The following is a 21,247-nucleotide window of genomic DNA, read 5'->3' as shown; positions in this document are numbered from 1 at the left end:
GCAGTTAATGGGGCAGCCGCCGACGATATGTCACATAGGAGAAGTCGGCGCTGTCGTCCGCGCCGGCCGGATGACGCTCGCGGCTCGTTTCCTCCCACTCTGCCTTATCGATGTCCAAATGTGTGTCGCCATCGGGCCGCGCGTGCACTTCCGTCACTTCGAGGCGATCGGCGCGATCGAGCCATTGCCGGTAGATCTCGGCGCCGCCGATCACGGCGATCTCGGCGACCGAACGCCGCAGGGCATCGCCGCGCGCAACCACGTCCGCATCTGCGTTCGATATCGTGACGACCGCGCCAGCTGCGCGATAGCCCGCGTCGCGCGTGACGACGATGTTGGTACGGCCGGACAGCGGCCGGCGCAGGGATTCAAACGTCTTGCGGCCCATGATCACGGGCCTGCCGATCGTGAGCGCCTTGAAGCGCTGCATGTCGGATTTCAGCCGCCACGGAATCGCGCCACCTGCGCCGATGACGCCGTTTTCCGCAATCGCAACCACGAAGACGATCTCCATCAGGTGTCATTCCCCGCGAGCCGCGCCAGCGCAGGACCCGTGACGCGGCACAGCGTCCAGTCGTCCATCATCACGGCGCCGAGCGATTTGTAGAACGCGATCGACGGCGCGTTCCAGTCGAGCACCGCCCATTGCAGGCGCGACCAGCCATTCTCGACGCATTCCTGCGCCAAATAGACCAGCAGCGCCTTGCCGAGGCCCCTGCCCCGATGCGACGGCCGCACAAACAGATCTTCGAGATAGAGGCCGTGGCGGCCGCTGAAGGTGGAGAAATTGACGAACCACACCGCAAAGCCGACCGGCTCGCCATCCCACTCGGCAATCGCGCAATAGAGCCGCGGATCGACGCCGAACAACGCATCACCGATCATCGCCTCGGTCGCTTCAACCTCGTGCGACAGCTTCTCGTACGCGGCGAGCTCGCGGATGAACGAAAGAACGAGCCCGGCTTCGCCGGAACGCGCGCGTCGGATGTTGAGAGACATCGGTGCTAGACCGCAACTGCCGCCTTGATGTGCGGATGCGGATCGTAGCCGACGAGCTCGAAATCCTCGTAGCGGAAGGAGAAGATGTCCTTCACATCAGGATTGATCCGCATCACCGGCAGCGCGCGCGGGGCGCGCGCGAGCTGGAGCCGTGCCTGTTCCAGATGGTTGGAATAGAGATGGGTGTCGCCGAACGAATGCACGAAATCGCCGGGCTTCAGGCCCGTGACCTGCGCCACCATCATGGTGAGCAGCGCGTAGGAGGCGATGTTGAAGGGCACGCCGAGAAACACGTCGGCCGAACGCTGATAGAGCTGGCACGACAGCTTGCCGTTGGCGACATAGAACTGGAACAGGCAGTGACACGGCGGCAGCGCCATCTTGTCCACTTCGGCCGGATTCCAGGCCGAGACGATCAGGCGGCGCGAGTCCGGATTGCGCTTGATCATGTCGACCACGTTCGCGATCTGGTCGATGCTGCGACCGTCCGGCGCCGGCCAGGAGCGCCATTGATGACCGTAGACCGGACCGAGATCGCCATTGGCGTCCGCCCACTCGTCCCAGATCGTGACGCCGTTGTCCTTGAGATATTTGATGTTGGTGTCACCCTTCAGGAACCACAGCAGCTCATGCACGATCGCCTTCAGCGGCAGCCGCTTGGTGGTCAGCATCGGGAAGCCGGCGGAGAGATTGAAGCGCATCTGATGGCCGAACACCGACAGCGTGCCGGTGCCGGTCCGGTCGGTCTTCTCGGCGCCGTCTGAAAGAATCCGCTCGAGCAGGTCCTGATACTGGTGCATGTGCCAAAAACCTTAGGGAATACGGCAGCCTTTGGGAGGACGGCGAACTTAACGGCCGGCCCCGCGCTGCAACAGCGGCGATTCGCCGGTTCGCACAGATTATACCCGGAAAACTGAGCATTCCGGGTGCAAACGACAAGGGGTGGAACTCGCGTCCCGCCCCCTCGCCTATCGGCTTGATTGTGCTGATTAACTTGCCGGCTTGAGCACCGGGCTCCACTTTGCGATCTCGCTCTTCACGAGGGTCGCGAGGGCCTCCGGCGTGCGCTCCGCGGGACCCGGGATGACGCTGCCGAGCTCGAGCAGGCGCTTTCGCACCGTCTCGTCGTCGAGCGCCTTGATGGCGGCAGCGTTCAGGCTTGTCACGATCGCGGGCGAGGTTCCCTTGGGCGCGAACATGGCGTTCCAGGCCTGGGCCTGGAACGCGGACAGCCCCGCTTCCGCCGTCGTCGGCACGGTCGGCAGCGACGGATTGCGCTCCGGCGTAGCGATCGCATAGGCCTTGATGGTGCCGGCATTGATCTGCGGCACGGCGTTGACGATCTGGTCGCACATGTAATCGACCTGGCCCGCCACCAGCGCGTTCATCGCCGGTCCGGTGCCGTTGAAAGGCACGCCGACCGGCTTGATGTCGAGGATGGAGTGCAGCAGCTCGCAGGACACATGCGAGACCGAACCGACGCCGGCATGCGCCGCGTTGACCTTCTCGGCGTTGGCCTTCACGTAAGTCACGAACTCCTTGAGGTCCTTCGGCGGAAAATCCTTGCGCGCCAGGATCAGGATCGGCGTGCCCGCGAGCAGCGCGATCGGCTCAAAGTCCTTTTCGGGATGATAGGCGAGCTTCGGATAGAGCGGCACCGAGGCGGCATGCGTGCCCATATGCCCGGTGATCAGCGTATAGCCATCGTTGGCCGCGCGCGCGGCGCGCGTGGTTGCGGTGGTGCCGCCGGCGCCGACGACGTTCTCGATGATGATGCTCTGCCCAAGCGTCTGCGCCATGTGCGACGTGACGATGCGCGCGACGACGTCGGTCGGACCGCCGGCCGCGAACGGCACGATCATGGTGATGCTGCGGGTCGGATAGGTCTGCGCGTGAGCCGGTGCGACAAAGCCGCACAGCGATGCGAGCGCCGCGGCACATGCGGTCGCGGCAAGCGCGCGAATAGAAGTCATCTCGATCCCCTTGTCGGTCTCTTGCGCCACAAACAAAAATGCCGGCCTTACGGCCGGCATTTTCATTTCACGAAGCTGTCGTCCAAGTCGATTGGACTTCCGAATGCGACGCGCCGACGCAGGCGCGGCGACGACGCAGGGCGCGGCGCGATCAGCTCTCGGATTCGGTGAACACCTCGTCGCGCTTGGTCCGCAAGAAAGGTAGCACCGTGAGCACCAGCAGGAAGGCCGCGATCGCCAGCAGCACGGCCGACAACGGACGCGTCAGGAACACGGTCCAGTCGCCGCGCGAGATCAGCAGCGCGCGGCGCAGGTTCTCTTCCATCAGTGGTCCGAGCACCATGCCGAGCAGCAGCGGCGCCGGCTCGAAATCGTGCTTGATCAGCCAATAGCCGACGAGGCCGAACACGCCGGCGAGGATGACGTCGACCGGCGCGTTGTTCACCGAGTAGATGCCGATCGCGCAGAAGATCACGATCGAGGGGAACATCAGCCGGTACGGCACGCGCAACAGCCGCACCCAGATTCCGACCAGCGGCAGGTTGATGATGATCAACATCAGATTGCCGATCCACATCGAGGCGATCATGCCCCAGACGAGGTCCGGCTGCTTCTGCATCACCTGCGGACCCGGCACGATGCCATGAATGGTCATCGCACCGACCATCAGCGCCATCACCGCGTTCGGCGGGATGCCGAGCGTCAGCAGCGGGATGAACGAGGTCTGCGCCGCGGCGTTGTTGGCGCTTTCCGGCGCCGCCACACCCTCGATCGCACCGCGGCCGAATCGCGACGGGTCCTTGGCGATCTTCTTCTCGAGCGTGTAGGCCGCAAACGACGCGATCACCGCGCCGCCGCCCGGCAGGATGCCGAGGATCGAACCGAGGATGGTGCCGCGCACGATCGCAGGCGCCGAGTCGACCAGGTCCTTCCTGGTCGGCATCAAGCCGGTGATCTTCTGCTGCACGAGATCGCGGTTCATCTCGGCGCCGGCGTCGAGGTTGCGGATGATCTCGGCAAAGCCGAACACGCCCATCGCTACGGTCGCAAAGCCGAGGCCGTCGGCAAGCTCCGGAATGTTGAAGGCCATGCGCGAGGCGCCGGTCTCGATGTCCGAGCCGACCATCGACAGCAACAGGCCGAACACGATCATCGCGATCGCCTTCAGCACCGAACCCTTGGCCAGCACGACCGCAAAGATCAGGCCGAGAACCATCAGCGAAAAATATTCGGCCGGACCGAACGCCAGCGCGAGCTTGGTCAGCGGCGCACCGAGCACGGCGATGAGGACGGTCGCGACGCAGCCAGCGAAGAACGAGCCGATCGCGGCGATCGCCAGCGCCGGGCCGGCGCGGCCCTGCTTGGCCATCGCGTGGCCGTCGATCGCGGTGACGACCGATGTCGCCTCGCCGGGTATGTTGACCAGGATCGATGTGGTCGAGCCGCCATACTGGGCGCCGTAATAGATGCCGGCGAGCATGATCAGCGCGCCGACCGGCGGCAGTCCGAAGGTGATCGGCAGCAGCATCGCGACGGTTGCGATGGTGCCAATGCCCGGCAGCACGCCGACCAGCGTGCCGACGAGGGCGCCGATTAGGCACATCAGAAGATTGATCGGAGAGAATGCGACGGCAAAACCGTGAGCGAGGTTGGCGAAGAGCTCCATGACAGCCTCACTGAACCAGGAAACGCGGGAACATCGGCATCGGCAGCCCGAGCACGTAGGGGAATAGTAGCGCGCAGCCGAGCGTCAGGCAGGCGCCGACGATGATCGTTTCGATCCAGCGCGTCTCATGCGTGCCCATCGCCGCGATCAGGAAGCTCGTGAATGCCGAAACCACCACCCCGAGCGGACGGATCGCCAGAGCGAAGAAAACGATCGAGGCCATCACGAACAGCGGCCCGCGCCAGGAATAATGCGCCATCGCCGGTCCGTCGGTCAGCAGTCCCGTCAATGCGATGCCGGCGCCAAGCGCCACGAGAAGCCCGCCGAACATGCGCGGCGCCGTGCCTGCGCCAAAGGAGAAGCCGCGCATCCCCTGCAAATCGCTGGAGGCCCACAGCGCGAACAGGGCGAGCGCCATCAGAACGATCCCGCCGACATAGTCCTGAGCCGACCTGATCGTCATGAAGATGGTGAGGATCGCCACCACAAACAGCGGATAGGAATAGATCAGCGCCAGCAGCACATCGGATGACGCCTTCTTGGTGTCACCACCGGCCGCGCCGAGCAACGCAGCGGGGCCGCCAACAACCAGCGCGGTGGCGTGGCTGATCAGGACGGTGGCCGGGCCGCGCCCGACGCCCCAGCCAAAGATCGTCCCGATCGACCAGATGAATTCGAAAATCTGCGGCGCGAGCGCCAGCAGGCAAAACCCGATCGCCACCGACGTGTTTCGTATGGTTGTCGCCGAGTGGCCCATTGTATCGGCCATGCATGTCTCCTCCGCGACCCGTAAGTCACGAGCACTGTTGTTCTAATCGGCTGGAAAATGGATCCCCCGCCCGGATCACTGCCTAGCGATTTTCATCACACAATGCCAGCAAAACCCAACAATCCCCCGATGAGCAGGAGCCACAGCGGATTGATGCGCGAGACAGAGGCGATCACCGCAACCGTCACGGTCAGAAGCAGCGCAGCAATGGTGCGATCGGTCGACTGGGCCAGGATCAGGGCACTGGCCGCCATCAATCCGATCGAGAGCGGAACCAGTGCAGCCTGAATCAGGCCGGGCCAGCGCGATTGGCTCGGCCGGTTCAGGAGCCGGCTGACATAATAGGCAAGCAGCGCCGTCGGCAGGCACATCGCCAGCGTCGCCGCCAACGCGCCCGGAATGCCGGCAACGGCATAGCCGATCAATGTGACGATCAGGACATTGGGACCGGGCGAGAGCTGCGCGATCGCATAGGCGTCGGCAAACTGCTTGTCGGTCATCCAGTGATGCACGTCGACCGCGATGCGGTGCATCTCGGGCACCGCCGCCGCGGCGCCGCCGACAGCGAACAGCGACATCAGACCAAAGGTGGAGATCAGCGCCCAGATCGGGCTCTCGCTGTTCATGCTGCTACCTTCCGTCGCAGGATGAAGGTCACGGCGATGCTGAGGGGGATCGCGACCAGCAGCACCGCCTGGAGCGGCAACCGGAGCACGCCGATGGCTGTGAACACCGCAATCATCAGGATGAGCGCGGCGGCATCCATTCGCTTGAACAGCGGCGTCATCATGCGGAAGACCACCGCGATCAACAGGCCGACCGCGGCGCAGGAGATGCCCGCGAGGCTGCGGCGCAGCACGTCGACATCGCCGAAATGGGCGTAGATGATCGCGAGCACGGTCATGATCAGCGTCGGCGGCAGCAGCAGCCCCGTAAAAGCGGCAACGCCGCCGGCGATCCCACGCAGCCGCGACCCGAACACCATCGACAAATTGACGATGTTGGGCCCGGGCAGGAAATGGCAGAGCGCGAAGGTCTCGTTGAACTCGTCCGCCGTCATCCAGCGGTGCCGATCGACGATGGCGTGCCGGGCAAACACCAAGACCCCGCCGAAACCGGCCAGTGACATCCGGGCGAAGGCCAGGAACAGCGCGAGCAGGCCGGGCGGTGGGGCGTGGGTGGCGGGAATATCCGGCTCTTGGGCGGCCGGTGCTGAATCCAGGGACATGCCAACAGCTTAGAACGCGGGCCGCAGCCCGGCCAAGGCTGTCCGGAACCTATCCAAAGGGAACAGCGCCGTGCCCGCGCCAAACCCCTGTCTTTCTAAACCTTTGCCCCCTATATTGGGGGTGCCGGTTCGCCGGCTATGGAAATAAACGGTCGTCGTAATAAACCATTCGGACCCGGGGGCGGTACCCGGCGCCTCCACCAAAGCCCTCCGATTGACGGGCTTCAGCCTGCCGAAAGGCGGGCTTTGGCGGGGGCGAAATAGGATCGACGAGGGCGTAAAGGGCGTTCTTTTTCTCGGTATTGTTCCGCCGTTATCGGGCTATGCAATAGTTGCCAACGACAACTTTGCTCCGGTTGCTCAGGCTGCGTAACGCAGTTTGAAAGACCATTCTGAAGTCCTAACGGGTTAAGCTCCGTTAGGCGGGGTTCGGAGGCACCTGGCAACAGAAGCCTCCACTTACCTCTTATTTCCTTCCCGGCGGGGACTCCTGCTGACCCGTCAGGCGCGGTACTATTGCGGCTTGGCGAGTCGGGCCGGCAGGGCCAGTCTCCTGGAATGCAACAGGACCACCATGGCGACCGATCATATCCGATACGATGTGCTGGCCCGCGACGCGCTGCGCGGCGTGCTGCGCAAGGTGCTGACCGATGCCGCGTCCCATGGACTGCCGGGCGAGCACCATTTCTTCATCACCTTCGTCTCGAAGGCCGAGGGCGTGAAGATCTCGTCGCGGCTGCTCGCGCAGTATCCGGAAGAGATGACGATCATCCTCCAGCACCAGTTCTGGGATCTGACCGTGCTCGAAGACCGCTTCGAGGTCGGCCTGTCCTTCGGCGGCATTCCGGAGCGGCTGATCGTGCCGTTCAGCGCCATCAAGAGCTTCCTCGATCCGTCCGTGAAATTCGGCCTCCAGTTCGAGACCGCCGACGTCGCCGAAGTCGCGCCTGAGACCTTGCAGGCGGCCCCCGCTGCGTCGGCCGTATCGGTGCCCGCGCCCGCCGGCGAGAAGGCGGAGACCGCGGAAGAGCCGACCCCGCCGAGCCAGGGCGGCGCCGAAGTCGTGCGGCTCGATCGTTTCCGCAAGAAATGATCCAGGTTGGGCGCGAGACCGTCGCGCCCGACCAAACTGTCTATATAGAAGAGCATATGAAGAGACCGCGCGGTGTTTCGCGCGGCAGAATGGATGTGCTCATGGCCAAGACTGCCGGCTCAAAGACTGCCCGCTCAAAGACCGCCCGCCCGTCAAGCTCCGCGACCCGTATCGAGACCGACAGCTTCGGTCCAATCGAGGTCCCCTCCGATCGCTATTGGGGGGCGCAGACCGAGCGCTCGCGCCAGAATTTTCGCATCGGCATCGATCGCATGCCGATCTCGCTCGTGCACGCGCTGGGCATCGTCAAGCTTGCCGCCGCACAGTCCAACCAAGAGCTCGGCCTGCTCGACCAGCGCCGCGCCAATGCCATCATCCGCGCCGCGCGCGAGGTGATCGAGGGCAAGCTGGACGATCATTTCCCGCTGGTGGTGTGGCAGACCGGCTCAGGCACCCAGAGCAACATGAACCTCAACGAGGTCATCGCCAACCGCGCCAATGAGCTCTTGGGCGGCGAGCTCGGCACCAAGAAGCCGGTGCATCCGAACGATCACGTCAACATGAGCCAGTCGTCGAACGACTCGTTTCCCACCGCGATGCATATCGCGGCCGCGGGCCGCATCACCGCCGACCTCGTTCCCGCGCTCGGCGAGCTGCACCGGGCGCTGCGCGAGAAGGAGAAAGAATTCGCCAGGATCGTCAAGATCGGCCGCACCCACACCCAGGATGCGACGCCGCTGACGCTCGGCCAGGAATTTTCGGGCTATGCCGCCCAGGTCGAAAGCGGCATCGCGCGGCTCAAGGTCGCGGTGAAGGATCTCTATCCGCTGGCGCAGGGCGGCACCGCCGTCGGCACCGGCCTCAATTCGAGCCCTCGCTTCGCAAAGCTGTTCGCCAAGCACGTGGTCGGGATCACGAAATTGCCCTTCACCAGCGCCGCCAACAAATTCGAGGCGCTGGCCTCCAACGACGCCTATGTGCTGGTGCACGGCGCCATCAATTCGGTGGCGACGGGACTGTTCAAGATCGCCAACGACATCCGCTTGTTGGGATCGGGCCCGCGTTCGGGCCTGGGCGAACTGATCCTGCCGGAGAACGAGCCGGGCTCATCGATCATGCCGGGCAAGGTCAACCCGACCCAGTGCGAGGCGATGACCATGGTGTGCTGCCAGGTGTTCGGCAATCACACCACGATCACGGTCGCCGGCAGCCAGGGCCATTTCGAGCTCAACGTCTACAAGCCCGTGCTCGCCTACAACATGCTGCATTCGATCCGCCTGCTGGCCGATGCCGCGCGCTCCTTTACCGAGCACTGCGTCAGCGGCATCCGCGCCGACGAAAAGCACATCAAGGAGCTGATGGAGCGCTCGCTGATGCTGGTGACAGCGCTGGCGCCGAAGATCGGCTACGACAACGCGGCCAAGGTGGCGAAGACGGCGCATGCCAACGGCACCACGCTGAAGGAGGAAGCACTGCGGCTCGGCTTCGTCTCGGCGGACGAATTCGACCGTCTGGTGCAGCCGGAGAAGATGACGAGGCCCGGATGAATTCCGAATTCCGATAGTCATCCGTAATGATACGGAGCCCTAAGGCTCATAAATATAAGGCTAAGCGGGCAGGATTTGATTACCGTCAATGTCGCGGCGAGGATGTTTACTACGCAGCCATTCTGCCCTTGGCGGGCGAAAATTCATCGTTTGATGGCCCAAGGGGCCGATTGACGAGGACGAGCAAATGACAATCAAGTCTTTTGGGGCGCCACGCGGCGCCTGGTTTCTGAATGTTTCATCTTGCCCGCAGAGGATCGGGTGATGGAGACGCGGCATGGGGAACGTCATCAACCTGAATCGCTTCAAGAAGCGCGCCGAGCGGGAAGCCTCGGCGAAGCAGGCGGACGCCAACCGGGCGAAGTTCGGCCGCACGAAGGCGGAACGGTCGGTGGAGGAGACGCGCGCGGACCAGGCGAAGGAGCATCTGGACCAGCACCGGATCGATCGCGAGGAGCAGCCATGAAGTCGCCCGTCGTGAAACGATCGATCGTCGTCGCCGGCCACAAGACCAGCGTCAGCCTGGAAGAGGCATTCTGGAACGGCATGAAGGAGATCTCGGGCCTGCGCAACATGACGCTGTCCGAGCTCGTCGGCGAAATCGACGGCAACCGCCAGCAGGGCAATTTGTCCTCGGCGATCCGCCTGTTTGTGCTGGACTACTTCAGGAGCCGCGCCATGGCCGTCCCGCCCGAGCAGAAGGTCCCGGCCCAGTAAGCCGCGGCGCTTTCCTCACGCTTTCGGCATCTGCACTTTAAAATCACTCTAAGGTGCGGCTTCCACGAGCGAGCGCGCTTGACCTCAATGCCCTGCGTTGAAAATACAGGGCATGACCGATACCAAGAATACGCGCCCCGAGATGCCGCTGGGTCTGGCCCTGCGCGGCTACACCGGCGTCATTCAGCACCTTTCCGCCAAGGACGCAGGCTCGGCGCTCTCGGACATCGAGCTCGAGAGCCGGCTGATCGAGCTCGGCTTCGTCGAGGGGGCCCGGGTGGAGGTCCTGCACGAGGGGCTGGTCGGGCGCGACCCGATCGCCGTGCGTGTCGACAACATCACGATCGCGGTGCGCCGTCGCGAAGCCATGGCCATCATCGTCGCCTGACGCGACCGGATATTTGATCCAAGGCCTTTAAAACACATGGAAGCACCCCTGCTGCATCTCGCCCTGGTGGGCACGCCAAACAGCGGCAAGACCTCGCTGTTCAATGCGCTGACCGGCAGCCGGCAGAAGGTCGCGAACTATCCGGGCGTCACCGTCGAGCGCAAGGAGGGCTTTTTCGTCACTCCCTTGGGCCGCCAGGTCTCGGTGGTCGACCTGCCCGGCACCTATTCGCTGCGCGGCCGCAGCCCGGACGAGGAGATCACCCGCGATTTCGTGCTCGGCAAGGCCTCCGGCGAAGCCATGCCGGATCTTGTGCTGTGCGTAGCCGACTCGACCAATTTGCGCCTGACCATCCGCCTGCTGCTCGAGCTCAAGCGCACCGGCCGGCCGATGATCCTCGTGCTCAACATGTTCGACATCGCGAACCGCCGCGGCATCACCGTCGACGTGGAGCGGCTCGCCAAGGAGCTCGGCGTGCCCGTGGTCACCTCGATCGCGGTGCGCAAGGGCGGCACCGCCGACCTCCTGAACCTGACCGACGAGATCTCGGCAAGGCTCGCAGCCGAGCCCGCGGAGAACAGATGGCGCGCGCTCAGCGTCGCCGAACTGCGCGCCACCCAGCGCGAGGCCGACCGCATCATCGCCGACTGCGTCAGCCTGCCGAGCCGCCCCGACACCTGGACCGCACGGATCGATGCCGTGGTGCTGCATCCCGTCGGCGGGCTCGTGGTGCTCGCGGCTATCCTGTTCGTGATGTTCCAGGCCGTGTTCGCCTGGGCACAGCCGCTGATGGAGTTGCTTCAATCGGGCTTCGACGCGCTCGGCGACTTCGTCCACGCCACGCTCCCCGCTGGCCTGTTGCAGAGCTTCCTGCAGAACGGCGTGATCTCCGGCGTCGGCAGCGTCATCGTGTTCCTGCCGCAGATCATCATCATCTTCCTGTTCATCCTGCTCTTGGAAGATTTCGGCTACATGGCGCGCGCCGCGTTCCTGATGGACCGCATCATGGGCGGCGCCGGGTTGCACGGCCGCGCTTTCATTCCGTTGTTGTCGAGTTTCGCCTGCGCCATTCCCGGCATCATGGCGACGCGCGTGATCGACAACAAGCGCGACCGGCTCACCACGATCCTGATTGCGCCGCTGATGACCTGCTCGGCGCGGATTCCGGTCTACACGCTGATCATCTCAGCCTTCATTCCGGCCAAGGACGTCTGGGGCTTCATCAACCTCCAGGGCCTGGTGATGTTCGGCCTCTACGCCACCGGCATCGTCAGCGCGCTTGCCGTCTCGTTCCTGATCAAGTTCTTCATGCTGCGCGACTATGCGCCGGCGCCGTTCATGCTGGAGCTGCCGGACTACAAGATGCCGCGCCTGAACTCGATCGCGATCGGCGTCTACACGCGGGCCAAGATGTTTTTGCACCGCGCCGGCACCACGATCTTCTCGATGATGGTGCTGATCTGGTTCCTGGCCTCGTTCCCGCAGCCGCCGCTAGGTGCGACCGAGCCCGCCATCGACTTCAGCCTCGCCGCAATCATTGGCAAGGCGATCGAGCCGCTGCTTAGCCCCGTCGGCTTCAACTGGCAGATCGCGGTCGCGCTGATCCCGGGCATGGCGGCGCGCGAGGTCGCGGTCGCAGCGCTCGGCACCGTCTATGCGATCGAGGGCGGCAAGGAAGCGGCCGAGCAGATCGGCCAGGTGCTGGCGACGAAATGGTCGCTCGCCACCGCGCTGTCGATACTCGCCTGGTACATCTTCGCCCCGCAATGCGCCTCGACGCTGGCGGTGATCCGGCGCGAGACCGGAAGCTGGACCTGGATGGCGGCGACGTTTGCGTACATGCTGGTGCTGGCCTATGCGGCGAGCTTTTTGACGTACAACGTCGCCGTCGCGCTCGGGGCCGGGTAGGTCAGCGCGCTCGACGCGCTCGCTTCAACAAAAAACTCGAAAACAACCCCATGCAAAGTAGACGGCGGCTGCGGGGATGATGCCCGGCAAACTCCATGAAGCCATTGACCTATCGGGCAAAATAGATCGCCGCTCGAATGGAGCCAACGGGTCGGCGCGAAGCGCCGCCCGATGACAGGCTCCGCGAAATCGGGAACGCGCGTACAATACAGTGATCCCGGATTGGGCTGCGCTCCATCCGGGGCTACGGGCTGCGCGCCGGTTGACCCGCCGGGCAAAACAGCGGCACGATGATATTATCGACCCGCAGTGGTCTCGTAATCCGCAACGAGCTCGAAAGCGGCTGTCTGGATCCATGGATCATTTCAGCACCAGCAGGCTGACTGCCGAGAGGCTTCGCGAGGAAGACCTTGTGGACCAGGTCGCGCTACACCTCGATCCCAAGGAATCGCTGTCACATGCTCGACAAATGGCTAGCTAACGCTAGCTCTGCGGCAGCGTCGGCAGTTCGCTTCTCTCAAAATCTCTCCTCAATTGAGTACGTGTCCAGCTGTAGACAATGATGAAGGCTGCAGCAAAGCCATAGATCATCGAGCATATCGCGATGAGCTTAGCGCCTTGCGCCGGCCCTATGGCCTTTGCAGTCGCGTCACCAACCGCGTTGGTAAACTGGATGAGCCCATCCACGTTCACCAGGCCCAACCCGAGGATGATCTTGGTGAGCCAATCGGACACCTCTTCAAGATTCGTGTTCGTTCTATAGCGGTTGGCACCCTGCAACGTCGGGCCATCCGGAATGGATAATGATTTCGGCACAGCAAACAGAAAGCCCAATATTGAACCGCCGAAAAATGCCGCAGCCGACGCGAACCAGAGCAAGCAGAACGTGCGGAAGCTTGTTGGCCAATCTTTCTCCGCTGCTATGCTGTACATGGCTTCGACGACCCACCCGCCTACCACGGAAATCATGAAGTAGAGCGCAGAGAAACGTTCATCGCGTTTGCGTTGCTCGTGTTCCGACCCGTTACCCCCCGAGTTGCTTCCGGATCGGGTATCAGGACTGCCCGTGAGGTTCGTCGGGCTCGCATCTCGAACGACTGTACCAGATTGTCCAGTCGTGCGTTTTCGCCAGATAAAGTTGCGATTGAGCCTGATCATGCATCTTTAGGTAGCACAGTTTGCATACGCCGTCTTCAGCCTTGACGACCAAAAATCCGGGGGCGCGCGCCCGACATAGTGATCCCGGATTGCGCAGAGCCTGTCATCGGGCGGCGCTTCGCGCCGACCCGTTGGCTCGATCCGGGCTACGGGCTGCGAGCCGATTGACATGACGGGCAAAACAGCGGCACGACATCATCATCGACCCGCAATGGGCCTCGTGATCGGAAAGTAGCTTCGGCAGCGGCTATTTGGCGCCATGGAACACTTCAGCACCGAAAGCTTGACCGCCGAGAGGCTGCGCGAAGATCACCTCGCGGACCTGGTCGCGCTGCACCTCGATCCCGAGGTGTCCCGCTATCTCGGTGGCGTGCGCTCGCCCGAGGCGACGAAGACCTATCTCGCCGTCAACATGGCGCATTGGGACCAGCACGGCTTCGGGCTGTGGGTGCTGCGGACGAAGGACGGAGCTTTCGCCGGGCGGGCAGGCATCCGGCACATCCTCGTCGATGGCATCGACGAGATCGAGATCGCCTACACGTTCAAGCGCGGTCTCTGGGGCCAGGGACTTGCAAGCGAAATCGCGACTGCGCTGACGGACATCGGGTTGTCGCAGCTTGCGTTGCCGTCCCTCATCGGCCTAGTTTTTGTCGGACATGGCGCTTCCCGCCGCGTGCTGGAGAAATCGAGCTACGCCCTCGAAAAGAGCACGACACATCACGCGAAGACGCCGTGATCTACCGCATCCGGCGGTGAGAGACGGGAAGACAATCGCGCAGGCCGGCTGACCATGGCGTCGCCACTCACCACCGGTCAAATCGTCGTCTACCTCCAAGTCCGCCCCTCGCGATCTCCGGCGATCACAACGGAAGTTAAGTGCACTGTCACCGAAATCCTACACGTTCAAGCGCAGTCTTTGGGGCCAGGGACTTGCGAGCGAGATCGCGATCGCGCTGACGGACATCGGACTGTCGCAGCTTGCGTTGCCGTCCCTCATCGGCCTAGTTTTTGTCGGACATGGCGCTTCCCGCCGCGTGCTGGAGAAATCGAGCTACGCCCTCGAAAAGAGCACGACACATCACGGCGAAGACGTCGTGATTTACCGCCTGCGGCGGTGAGCCGTGCTTTCGATAAATGTAAGCTGCAAAAAGCCGAATCTCAGGAATTTACAACGACTTTAACCAATTGAGTGGCTGCCGGGACCGGCGGGCCGGCTTTGCGACAATGCGGCATTAACGCTCCGAAGCTAATCTGACGGTCGTTTCTCCAGAGCGCTTCCATGACCTCAACCACCGATGCCGCACCTCACCTGCCGATGAGCGATCCAGCAGATCGCAGGCGATTATCTCTCCTGTGGTGGCTTTCAATTTCCATCGTGATCGCGGTCGCTGTCCTGCTACGTCAGGTCGTGCCGCTAAACACCGATGTGAGCTGGCTACTCACCGTGGGGGAGCGCGTATTGAATGGAGAGCGTCTGTATGCCGATATCGTCGAAATCAATCCCCCGATGGCGGTGCTGTCCTATCTTCCAGGCATAGCACTGGCGCGGGCTCTCGCTCTGGACCCGAAAATCCTGATCGATTGCCAGCTGCTGCTGCTAACCGCTGCCTCCTTGCTGGTGACATGGCGCATCTTGACCCGCACTTCAACGACGGCGCGCGTAAGATGGGCTCCGCTGGCGGTCTGGTCGGCGGCCGTGCTGACGATCCTGCCCATGCAGGTATATGGCCAGCGCGAGCACATGGCCACGCTAACATTCCTGCCGGCGCTGGCAGTCTATATGCTTCGCTGCGACCGCGAGCAGGTTCCGCTTTGGGCGATCGTCACCGCGGGCATCGGCGCGGGCATTACGCTTGCCTTCAAGCCCTTCTTTGTAGCGCCGGCAGCGCTGTGCGTCGTCTTAACGTCCATACGTGCGCAGTCATGGCGAACGCTTTTCGCCCCTGAGAACTGGATCGCGGGCGTTCTGGTGGGCACCTTCAGTGGCTACACCTACCTCGCCTATCCCGGATATTTCGCCATCACCTACCCGCTGGTCCGCGACACCTATCTGTCCTGGTCGATGCCGGCGGCGGTCTTCATGTTCAATTCGGCAACGTTGATTTGGGCCATCGCCGTCACGGCAATCTTTTTTGCCTATCGGAAAACGAGGCTGGATTCCGCTGTGCTGGTGATCCTGCTGGCGTCCCTCGGATTCGCCATCTCGTTTTTCCTACAGCGCCGGGGGTGGTCCTATCATTCCTATCCGATGGTAGCCGTTTCCCTGCTCGGGCTGGGGTATCTGACGTTCGCTGCGGATCGGCCTCGCATCGGTACTGTCGGCCTATCTGCCATGGCCGCGACATTCGTGCTGGGTATTCAATGGTTCGATACTGCGGTTTATGTTGGCCCCATCGAGCAAGCGGTTGCGCCTCTCAAGCCCAATCCGAGAATTCTGGTACTGAGCGGTGAAGCCGCGATCGGGCATCCCCTTGTGCGAACGCTGCATGGCACTTGGGTCTCGCGCCAGGAAAACCTCTGGATCCGTGAATTCGTGCGGTTGACGCGCGAGCACAACGTAATCGATCCACCGACGGACGCCAGACTGAACGGATATCTGGCGCTGGAACGGTCATGGCTGATTGAGGACTTCAAAAAGCTGCCGCCGGATATCGTTCTGGTCGACAATCTGCGTGACGGCTGGGGTGATTGGGCGCACGCCGATCCTGAATTGACGCGACTTCTCAGGTCTTACGCGCTGGTGCGGACGGTAGAAGGCATCGACATCCTGCGCCGGGCCGAGTGACAAGTAGCGAACAACCTGTTTTACGACTGGCATTTGAGCCGTCGGAACAGACGAACGATGCGACCACGATGGCCATGTGCTTATCGCATCGACTGCGAGCGGAGCTGCTTGCGCGAAATGCCGATGATGAAGGTATAAGGCACCCGCGAATAGTCGTCACGAATAGCCAGATCCACGTTCTCGAAAGTGCGGCTTAGCACGTGATCATAGCCATCGCGGTCGCGGACGAATTCGCCGCGGTCGTTGTCCAGCAGCCATTTTGCGATCCGCGACTGACCTTCGCGGTAGCATCCGTCCAGTGTGAACAGAACACCGTCGCTCTTCAGAACGTCGCGCACATTCGCGAGCGTGCCGCCCAGTTCTTGATCCGAGATATGGTGCAGCACGCCGTTCATCATGACGACGTCGGCACCTCCAAATTCACGGGCCGCGTCCGCGTCAAAAAACCGGCAATGAAAATCCCCGAGATGCCCGAACGCGCGTGTGGCGTGATCGATATAGGCCTGATCGATATCGAAGCCGACATAGTCGATACCGAGGGGCAGATAGCGCAGGATATAGCCGGGGCCGCAGCCGATGTCGATCACACGCATCCCGGAACGGAGCTCCAGGTAATCCGCGATTGCTTTGACGCGCGCGCCGAAGAAGCCTCCCGCGCTCTGGTAGGCCTGATACAGTGCGGGATAATTCAAGAGCGATTTCATGTGCGCGTGTCGTCGAAAAACTCGCTGCGCGCATCGATCGGCAAGCCAGGTTGCAGCGTTGTGAACAACGGATCTCCCGACATCTCCCGGCCTGTGGGTGCGTCGGACGGCAATCGATCGGGCAATCGGCCGCGCCGGTGGATATGGGAGATCACATACAAGGGGCGGTTTTTCGATTGGATGTACGTGCGGCCGACATACTCCCCAATAAGGCCAAGCACCAGCAATTGCACTGAAGAGATCATGACGACCAGCAACGTCAGACTGGTCCATCCGGGCACCGTGCCGGACAAGATCCAGCTGACCACAGCACCAATCCCGACGAAGGTCAGGACGGTCGTCAGCAGCGCGCCAATGTAGGTTGCGATGCGCAGCGGCACCATGGAAAAGCTCACCAGCGCATCCGCGGCGAAACCGATCATTTTGGTCAGAGGATATTTCGTGGTGCCAGCAAATCTTGGATTGCGGTCGTATTCGTAGGCGACCTGCTTGAACCCGAGCCACGCCACCATGCCACGGATGAAACGGTCATGCTCCGGCATCTGCACGACCTGATCTGAAATGCGCCGACTCATCAACCGAAAGTCACCGGTATCGACGGGAATGCTGACGCGAGTCAGACTGGCGAGCAGACGATAGAAAGCCTCGGCCGATTTCTTCTTGAATCGGCTTTCGCCGGTACGGCTTCGCCGCAATCCATAGACCACGTCGGCATCTTCCCGCGCCATCAAATCGTGCATTGGTCCGAGCAGTTCCGGCGGATCCTGCAGGTCAGCGTCGATGACGAGCACCAAATCGCCGCGCACCGTGGAAAGGCCGGCGGTCAGTGCGAGCTGGTGACCGTGATTGCGCGAGAGCCGAACCGCGACGACATTTCGATCTTCCGCCGATAGCTCGTTGATGATCTTCCAAGTGTCGTCAGTCGAGCCATCCTCGACGAAAATGAGCTCGAATTTCTGGCCGAAGAGCGCCCGCGCCGCAGCCGTCATCTGGCGATGAAATTCACGCAGCACCTCCCCCTCGTTGAAGCAGGGGACGACAATCGAAAGGAACGCCTTCTTCGGGAGCTGCACCCCGTCGTGAATTGTCATGATTTTAACAGCTCGCAAGACTTTGATTGCCGCGAAAATCTGCGATTGAACCCAGCCCAAACGGCATAGTCGGCGATATCGGGTTAATTATTCATCAATTTCTTTCAGGCGAGGTACGGAGCGATCGTGGCCTTGCGAGGTGTCAACGTCCTCACCAAGGCCCGATACGCGGATGTAACTAAATATTGCGACCTATTGTCACGGTTAGAGGCCGACGGCGGACTGCCTCCTCGGCTCGGCGACAACTCGAACGGCAACTCGTTGGACACGGCATCCCCGACAGCAGCATGGACCAACAACAGCATGGACCAAATCGAATTCGATCGCTTCGCTGATGAATACCACGACCAGCACCGCGAGAATGTGGCGGTGACCGGAGAGGCCCCGGAGTATTTCGCGGAGTACAAGATCAAGAAGCTGCGGCAGGCGGTCGACGGCGACCGCGTCGGCGCGTCCCACATCTGCGATTTCGGTTCCGGAATCGGCAACTCAATTCCATTCTTCCGGAGACATTTTCCTGAGGCTTCGTTGACATCCTGCGACGTGTCCGAGCGCAGCCTTGCGCTCAGCGACCAGCGTTACCCCAATTCAACCAATTACCTTCTGATCGAAAACAACCGCATTCCTTCCGGGCCCGATGCCTTCGACGTGGTATTTTCGGCCTGCGTATTTCACCATATCCGTCACGAGCAACACGCGATGTGGTTGCGGGAGCTGCACCGGATTACGAAGTCGGGCGGACTGATCGCCATCTTCGAGCATAATCCATTGAACCCGCTGACCGTCCGTGCCGTGAACACTTGTCCATTTGACGTGAACGCGAAGCTTATTTTCGCCCGCGATTTGGCGCGAAGCTTGGTCGGGACCGGATGGGTCTTACCCCGGATTCGGTACAACCTGTTTTTTCCGCGCAGGCTTGCCAGGCTACGCCCGCTCGAAGACAAACTCCACTGGCTGCCACTTGGGGCCCAATACGTTGCGCTTGCGCGTAAAGCGTGACGCTGCGCGCCGGCTTTCGGCACCGGGCGCAATCATCGAATCGACCGCTCATCGAACCAGGCCGCTTTCGCGCTGTCGCCCAGCAATGCGGATGGACGCGAGGGTGATCCAGACCGAACCGTTGGGTATGGGCACGCCGGCTGATTTGTATTGCGGTATTACCGTCCAGCACCGTAATTCCGACGAAAGCCGCAAGTGCCATTGCAGCGTGTGGCAGCCATGCTGCAACCCATCAGCCCCCGCTGCAACGCTTTCGAGACGTGCATGTCATTAAGCGGCGATGGGTTTCGCAAAAGCTCAACCCATCGAACTCCGAGTCGAATTCAGATTTGCTCGCATTGCCGTAACAACTTCATGTCTCCATCGTATAGGAGCGCCCGGGTTCGAGCACGTAGATGGTCAGAAAGCGGAGCGGACGTTCCGGGTCACAATTGCGAAAGAGGGTGTGTGGAATATCCGCCCGATCCTGCAACGTCTCGCCCGCCCGGTATTGTCGCGGATCGTCGCTGCCATAAGCGGACTCGGCAGCGCCTTCGACAATGTAGATCGCGCCCGCAACGGGATGCCGGTGCAGCGGAGCTACGCCGCCGGGCGGATAGGTGACCTCAACGACCATGAGTTCCTGGTGACTGCCGGGCAATGGAAGACGTTCGAGAACCTTGCGTGTGACGCCTGCAAACCCGGCTTGTTGAGCGCTTGCCTGACCGTCGGTACGTTCACCCATGGGGCACCTTTCTCGTCGCGCATTGAGTCGTCGTCGGCGCGCCAGATCGCGGCGAATGACGATGGGACGCTTAGCCCAAGGCAACAAAGTGCCCAAGTTCCGGTTCCTCAGGTTTGAACAGTGCCGCGAACAACGTCGCGACGAAGAGATATCAGGGTTGGGGGATACGCGATGGATTTCCCAAGGGCTCTTCCCGCTGTCGGGCCGACAAAGCAATCCTCGATCCATTCAGCCGGTGCGCAGCCGAACGACCGATTGCGGCAGCGACGCGAGAAACAACACGGCGCAAACACACAGCAACACGATATCCTTGAACAGAAACTCGCCGGTCAAATTCCACGCCATTGGATCGGACGAGAGGCTCCATTTGACCACGCCCGGCGTCGTGAAAAAGAACGACCACGTGATCGCGAAGGTCGTCATACCCATGAATGAACCGAGGGCGGACAAGACTGGACTGAACGCGCCGGCTACGAGCAGCGCCGCAATCACGAGTTCAGCCACCCCGAGAAAATATGCCTCTCCCCTCAAACCGAACACGGAAAGCCAGGAGACGATTGGACTGTTGCTGATGAACTGAGCGATGCCTTGCGCGGATTGCAGTGTGAATTTCTGCATTCCGAACGATACGAAGATGACCACCATGACCCAGCGGAGAATGGCGAGCGGACGATAAGAGCCGCCACCATTCTCGGCGATGTTGAACCCTTTCATGTGACGATGTCTCCCCGGATTGCGTATGCATCAGCTTGCGAACGAAACGTTCGTTACGGGCTGTACGGAGAGGATCTTCCGTCGTTACCTGCGTTTGGGGTTCCGCTGATCACAGCTGCGTGCGACGCGCTTGTTCGCGTCGCGGTCGAGACGCACGCATTTCGGACGGGAAGGCTCTAGTCGTCGCCCGGCCAAGCAACCATCGCCGCCTCCGCCGCACCTTTCAGCTCCGCCGGCGTGGCGCCGTCCTTGGCCTGGATGGCCATGCCCTGGAAGACGCTGAGATAGAACCGGCTCAGAGCTTCGATGTCCGTCGTTGCAGGCAATTCGCCATTGGCGACCGCAGCCTCCAGCCGCGCGCGCAAACTACCGAGCATGTCGAGCCGGACCTTCCTGATTTCGCGGGCGATCGGGGCCGGCCATTCGTCGCTCACGGCTGCCAGCACGGCCATACAGCCGGCCGGTGTCATCCGGGATTTTGGCAAGGTCTCGACCGCCGCGGCCAGCAGGTTCGCAATACCCTCACGCGCGGTTGCGCCGTCCGCGAGCCTGTCCCAGACCGGCTGTCCGTGGATCAGGACGTAATGCTTTATCGCCGCGAGGTAGAGTGCCTCCTTGCTCTCGAAGGCCGCATAGAGGCTCGGCGAGCGGACGCCCATGGCGTCGCACAGATCGTTCATGGAGGCTGCCGCAAAGCCCTTGCGCCAGAACAGCAGCATGGCGGCTTCGAGTGCCGCCTCCCGATCAAATTCCCGTGGCCGTCCTGCCATCGCCGCTCTTTCTG

The 21,247-nt window shown here is 62.1% G+C and carries 23 protein-coding genes, 1 other RNA gene and 1 pseudogene; 11 read left to right on the top strand and 14 right to left on the bottom strand.

The window, feature by feature from the left end:
- Window positions 1-4: 4 nt before the first annotated feature.
- The 8 genes from ABIB73_RS11440 to ABIB73_RS11405 all read right to left on the bottom strand — a co-directional run bounded on the left by ABIB73_RS11440 (window position 5) and on the right by ABIB73_RS11405 (window position 6,635).
- Window positions 5-514 carry a dihydrofolate reductase gene (locus ABIB73_RS11440; protein WP_354224001.1) on the bottom strand — a complete coding sequence of 170 codons (510 nt, stop codon included), beginning with the start codon at window positions 512-514 and terminating at the stop codon, window positions 5-7.
- Complete coding sequence (locus tag ABIB73_RS11435; protein ID WP_354224000.1) at window positions 514-999, bottom strand: GNAT family N-acetyltransferase; 486 nt, start codon at window positions 997-999, stop codon at window positions 514-516. Before ABIB73_RS11435 ends, ABIB73_RS11440 begins: the two co-directional genes overlap by 1 nt.
- 5 nt (window positions 1,000-1,004) lie before the next feature.
- The gene (locus ABIB73_RS11430; RefSeq protein WP_354223999.1) at window positions 1,005-1,799 is read right to left on the bottom strand and encodes a thymidylate synthase; all 795 of its coding nucleotides are present in this window, start codon (window positions 1,797-1,799) and stop codon (window positions 1,005-1,007) included.
- A gap of 189 nt (window positions 1,800-1,988) precedes the next feature.
- Complete coding sequence (locus ABIB73_RS11425; protein ID WP_354223997.1) at window positions 1,989-2,972, bottom strand: tripartite tricarboxylate transporter substrate binding protein BugD; 984 nt, start codon at window positions 2,970-2,972, stop codon at window positions 1,989-1,991.
- A 151-nt stretch (window positions 2,973-3,123) separates the two neighbouring features.
- Entirely contained in the window at window positions 3,124-4,638 is a 1,515-nt protein-coding gene (locus ABIB73_RS11420; protein ID WP_354223995.1) for a tripartite tricarboxylate transporter permease, read from the bottom strand.
- Window positions 4,639-4,645: 7 nt separating this feature from the next.
- Complete coding sequence (locus ABIB73_RS11415; RefSeq protein WP_354223993.1) at window positions 4,646-5,407, bottom strand: tripartite tricarboxylate transporter TctB family protein; 762 nt, start codon at window positions 5,405-5,407, stop codon at window positions 4,646-4,648.
- 95 nt (window positions 5,408-5,502) lie between these two features.
- Window positions 5,503-6,033, bottom strand: coding sequence for a chromate transporter (locus tag ABIB73_RS11410; RefSeq protein ID WP_354223991.1), 531 nt, complete (start codon window positions 6,031-6,033; stop codon window positions 5,503-5,505).
- Window positions 6,030-6,635: a chromate transporter gene (locus ABIB73_RS11405; protein ID WP_354223989.1), complete on the bottom strand. Its 606-nt coding sequence runs from the start codon at window positions 6,633-6,635 to the stop codon at window positions 6,030-6,032. The genes ABIB73_RS11410 and ABIB73_RS11405 overlap by 4 nt, the downstream gene beginning before the upstream one ends.
- A gap of 84 nt (window positions 6,636-6,719) precedes the next feature.
- Between ABIB73_RS11405 and ssrA the strand changes: the two genes are divergently transcribed.
- The 7 genes from ssrA (at window position 6,720) to feoB (ending at window position 12,288) form a co-directional block, all read left to right on the top strand.
- Window positions 6,720-7,095: a transfer-messenger RNA gene (gene ssrA, locus ABIB73_RS11400) on the top strand.
- 114 nt (window positions 7,096-7,209) lie between these two features.
- A complete protein-coding gene (locus ABIB73_RS11395) occupies window positions 7,210-7,728 on the top strand; it encodes an SspB family protein (RefSeq protein ID WP_354223987.1) in 519 nt (172 codons plus the stop codon).
- Between the two features lie 89 nt (window positions 7,729-7,817).
- Entirely contained in the window at window positions 7,818-9,275 is a 1,458-nt protein-coding gene (gene fumC / locus ABIB73_RS11390) for a class II fumarate hydratase (RefSeq protein WP_354223985.1), read from the top strand.
- Window positions 9,276-9,552: 277 nt separating this feature from the next.
- Window positions 9,553-9,741, top strand: a complete 189-nt coding sequence (locus tag ABIB73_RS11385; RefSeq protein WP_354223983.1) for a DUF4169 family protein — start codon at window positions 9,553-9,555, stop codon at window positions 9,739-9,741.
- Window positions 9,738-9,992: a ribbon-helix-helix domain-containing protein gene (locus ABIB73_RS11380; RefSeq protein WP_354223981.1), complete on the top strand. Its 255-nt coding sequence runs from the start codon at window positions 9,738-9,740 to the stop codon at window positions 9,990-9,992. Before ABIB73_RS11385 ends, ABIB73_RS11380 begins: the two co-directional genes overlap by 4 nt.
- Window positions 9,993-10,104: 112 nt before the next feature.
- Window positions 10,105-10,380 carry a FeoA family protein gene (locus ABIB73_RS11375; protein ID WP_354223979.1) on the top strand — a complete coding sequence of 92 codons (276 nt, stop codon included), beginning with the start codon at window positions 10,105-10,107 and terminating at the stop codon, window positions 10,378-10,380.
- A 36-nt stretch (window positions 10,381-10,416) separates the two neighbouring features.
- Window positions 10,417-12,288: a ferrous iron transporter B gene (feoB, locus tag ABIB73_RS11370; RefSeq protein WP_354223977.1), complete on the top strand. Its 1,872-nt coding sequence runs from the start codon at window positions 10,417-10,419 to the stop codon at window positions 12,286-12,288.
- Window positions 12,289-12,771: 483 nt separating this feature from the next.
- On the opposite strand, the gene ABIB73_RS11365 is transcribed toward feoB, so the two are convergent.
- The gene (locus tag ABIB73_RS11365) at window positions 12,772-13,446 is read right to left on the bottom strand and encodes a hypothetical protein (RefSeq protein WP_354223975.1); all 675 of its coding nucleotides are present in this window, start codon (window positions 13,444-13,446) and stop codon (window positions 12,772-12,774) included.
- A 259-nt stretch (window positions 13,447-13,705) separates the two neighbouring features.
- Here ABIB73_RS11365 and ABIB73_RS11360 point away from each other — a divergent pair.
- The 3 genes and pseudogenes from ABIB73_RS11360 (at window position 13,706) to ABIB73_RS11350 (ending at window position 16,231) form a co-directional block, all read left to right on the top strand.
- Window positions 13,706-14,202 (top strand): annotated as a pseudogene (locus ABIB73_RS11360) (GNAT family N-acetyltransferase).
- 125 nt (window positions 14,203-14,327) lie between these two features.
- A complete protein-coding gene (locus ABIB73_RS11355) occupies window positions 14,328-14,564 on the top strand; it encodes a GNAT family N-acetyltransferase (protein ID WP_502918424.1) in 237 nt (78 codons plus the stop codon).
- Window positions 14,565-14,725: 161 nt separating this feature from the next.
- Window positions 14,726-16,231, top strand: a complete 1,506-nt coding sequence (locus ABIB73_RS11350; RefSeq protein ID WP_354223973.1) for a hypothetical protein — start codon at window positions 14,726-14,728, stop codon at window positions 16,229-16,231.
- 80 nt (window positions 16,232-16,311) lie between these two features.
- Here the strand turns inward: ABIB73_RS11350 and ABIB73_RS11345 are convergent, their stop codons facing one another.
- Together ABIB73_RS11345 and ABIB73_RS11340 are read right to left on the bottom strand one after the other, a co-directional pair.
- Entirely contained in the window at window positions 16,312-16,935 is a 624-nt protein-coding gene (locus ABIB73_RS11345; protein WP_354223971.1) for a class I SAM-dependent methyltransferase, read from the bottom strand.
- A complete protein-coding gene (locus ABIB73_RS11340; RefSeq protein WP_354223969.1) occupies window positions 16,932-18,026 on the bottom strand; it encodes a glycosyltransferase family 2 protein in 1,095 nt (364 codons plus the stop codon). Before ABIB73_RS11340 ends, ABIB73_RS11345 begins: the two co-directional genes overlap by 4 nt.
- A 303-nt stretch (window positions 18,027-18,329) precedes the next feature.
- On the opposite strand from ABIB73_RS11340, the gene ABIB73_RS11335 reads away from it, so the two are divergent.
- A complete protein-coding gene (locus ABIB73_RS11335) occupies window positions 18,330-19,025 on the top strand; it encodes a class I SAM-dependent methyltransferase (RefSeq protein ID WP_354223967.1) in 696 nt (231 codons plus the stop codon).
- Window positions 19,026-19,377: 352 nt separating this feature from the next.
- Here ABIB73_RS11335 and ABIB73_RS11330 read toward each other — a convergent pair whose 3' ends face one another.
- The 3 genes from ABIB73_RS11330 to ABIB73_RS11320 all read right to left on the bottom strand — a co-directional run bounded on the left by ABIB73_RS11330 (window position 19,378) and on the right by ABIB73_RS11320 (window position 21,233).
- On the bottom strand, window positions 19,378-19,749 hold the full coding sequence (locus tag ABIB73_RS11330) for a cupin domain-containing protein (protein WP_354223965.1): 372 nt from the start codon (window positions 19,747-19,749) through the stop codon (window positions 19,378-19,380).
- Between the two features lie 228 nt (window positions 19,750-19,977).
- Window positions 19,978-20,463 (bottom strand): YkgB family protein, encoded by a 486-nt coding sequence (locus ABIB73_RS11325; RefSeq protein WP_354223963.1) that lies wholly within the window; start codon window positions 20,461-20,463, stop codon window positions 19,978-19,980.
- A 176-nt stretch (window positions 20,464-20,639) separates the two neighbouring features.
- A complete protein-coding gene (locus ABIB73_RS11320) occupies window positions 20,640-21,233 on the bottom strand; it encodes a TetR/AcrR family transcriptional regulator (protein WP_354223961.1) in 594 nt (197 codons plus the stop codon).
- Window positions 21,234-21,247: the final 14 nt, after the last annotated feature.

This window comes from Bradyrhizobium sp. F1.4.3, from assembly GCF_040548375.1.
Taxonomy (GTDB): domain Bacteria; phylum Pseudomonadota; class Alphaproteobacteria; order Rhizobiales; family Xanthobacteraceae; genus Bradyrhizobium.
The sequence above is the reverse complement of the archived record's forward strand: the minus strand, read 5'-3'. Positions and strand labels throughout refer to the sequence as shown.